Annotated in this window: 1 protein-coding gene and 1 pseudogene; one reads left to right on the top strand and one right to left on the bottom strand. The window is 64.6% G+C overall.

Annotated elements, in window-relative coordinates:
* Positions 1–88: 88 nt before the first annotated feature.
* Positions 89–739, bottom strand: coding sequence for a hypothetical protein (locus tag VX037_RS23695; protein ID WP_328716106.1), 651 nt, complete (start codon positions 737–739; stop codon positions 89–91).
* Positions 740–807: 68 nt separating this feature from the next.
* Between VX037_RS23695 and VX037_RS23690 the strand changes: the two are divergent.
* A pseudogene (locus VX037_RS23690) lies at positions 808–1,938 on the top strand (IS1634 family transposase); the annotation flags it as partial.
* Positions 1,939–2,015 lie beyond the last annotated feature (77 nt).

The following is a 2,015-nucleotide window of genomic DNA, read 5'->3' as shown; positions in this document are numbered from 1 at the left end:
CCGTGATCCGGTCCGGTCTGTTTTAGAGTCCTGATTGCCCTGGTGAGGGCAGAGAAGGGACGATGAGGATCATGGCAGGACGCAAGCGTCACTCGGCCGAGGACATCGTGCGCAAACTGCGCCGGGCCGACGAGCTGGCTGCGCAGGGCAAGACCGGTGAGGAAATCGCGGCTGACCTGGAGGTGTCGGCAGCCACCTTCGCACCCGGGCTGGAGAATGGTGGGTTGGCTCCATCAGGGTGGGGTGGAGCCAACCCACCGGGGGTCAGCTGTCGAGGCTGATTGCTTGCTTCGGCGTCGAGGTCGCCGACGATGACCTGTTCGACGTCGGAGAGTGGGTAGCCGAGGACGGTGGTGAGGAACCGCAGGTAGTCGGTGCGGGCGTCGCGGCCCATGCGCGAGTACTCGAATGCTCCGGCGGGGCGCCAGGCGTCCTTGGGCAGGTTGGCCTCGTGGGCGCCGAGCACGATGGCGAGGTTGACGACCTGGCGGCGTTCGGCGCTCGCGCCGTCGAGCGCGGTCAGCGCGTCGGCGCCGAGCAGTTCGGTGGTGACCTGTTGGGCGTCGGCGTCTTTGGCAGTTTGGGCCAGCAGCGGATGGTAGTTCCACATGGTGGCGGCGACGAATCCCGCCACGTCAGCGGCTTTGCCCTTCGGCAAGGTCTTGCGGCCCAGGACTTCGCGCAGCTTGTCGCGGCGCACCTGCTGGGCGGCGAGGCCGAGCTTGTTGAGTTTGAGCACACGGCGGCGCTGTTCCTTTTCGGCGGCTTCCCGGTCAGCCTGCGTCTGCGCGGCGCGAGCCGCCTGAGTTGGACCTCATCGGCGTCACCGCGCCGCACCTGTCGAGCATCAAACGCGCGTTGGCCCGCTGCATCGAGCGTGACTACCGCAGCCAACTATCGAAAGCCTGCCTCGATCACGTCACCACGCAGGGACCAGGAGTGGCGCTGGTGCTCTATGACCTCACGACGCTGCATTTCGAAGCCGAGGACGAAGACCAGCTACGCAAGGTCGGGATGAGCAAAGAACGCCGCGTCGACCCGCAGATCACGGTCGGTTTGTTGTTGGCGCGCAACGGATTCCCACTCGACATCCATGTCTTCGAGGGCAACAAGGCGGAGACGAAAACGCTGATTCCGGTCATCACCGGGTTCGTCGAACGCCACGAGATCACCGACATGGTCGTCGTCGCCGATGCCGGCATGCTCTCGGCGGCCAACCTCAACGCCCTCGAAGATGCCGGCCTGAAATTCATTGTCGCCTCACGCACCTCCAAGGCGCCCAAAGAGTTGGAGGAGCATTTCGGTCGGCGCGGCAACTACATCGACGACGGCGGGGTCGTCGAGTTGAGCAGGCCGATGGGCACCGGTGCCGATCGCCGCGACCGGCGGGTGGTGTGGCACTACAGCTGGGCACGTGATCGCCGCGACAACCGCACCCTCAACGCCCAAATCCTGCGCGCCCAACGCGTGACCGAGAAGGCAGAACCGTTGCGTAAGCAGCGATTTGTGAAGATCTCCGGCCAGACGGTCGCCCTCGATGACGAGTCCATTGAACGTGCGCGCGCCGCAGCCGGCTACAGAGGCTACGTCACCAACATCACGGCGGAGGTGATGGACGGACACGCTGTCGTTGCGGCCTACCACGACCTGTGGAAGGTCGAGCAGTCGTTCCGGATGGCCAAGTCCGATCTGAAAGCCCGGCCGATCTTTCACCGCACCCGCGATGCGATCGACGCGCACCTGACCATCGTGTTCGCCGCCCTCGCCATCGCCCGTGACCTGCAGAACCTCACCGGCATGTCGATCAAGAAGATCGTGCAAACCCTGCGCCGCATCCACACCGTCATCGTCGACATCGACGGCCACCCGCTGACCGCACGCACCCCACTCGACGACGCCGCCGAAACGATCATCGCCGCCATCAACGCCAGGCACTAACCTCGCGCTTTCACGCTAATTTCGTGTCGTGAATGAAGAATGGTGCCCTGACCTGGGATGATTGAACTTGCGAAGGT

The organism is Gordonia sp. Z-3, assembly GCF_036233855.1.
Taxonomy (GTDB): domain Bacteria; phylum Actinomycetota; class Actinomycetes; order Mycobacteriales; family Mycobacteriaceae; genus Gordonia; species Gordonia tangerina.
Note: the sequence above shows the minus strand (reverse complement) of the source record. Positions and strands in the feature narration are given on the sequence as shown.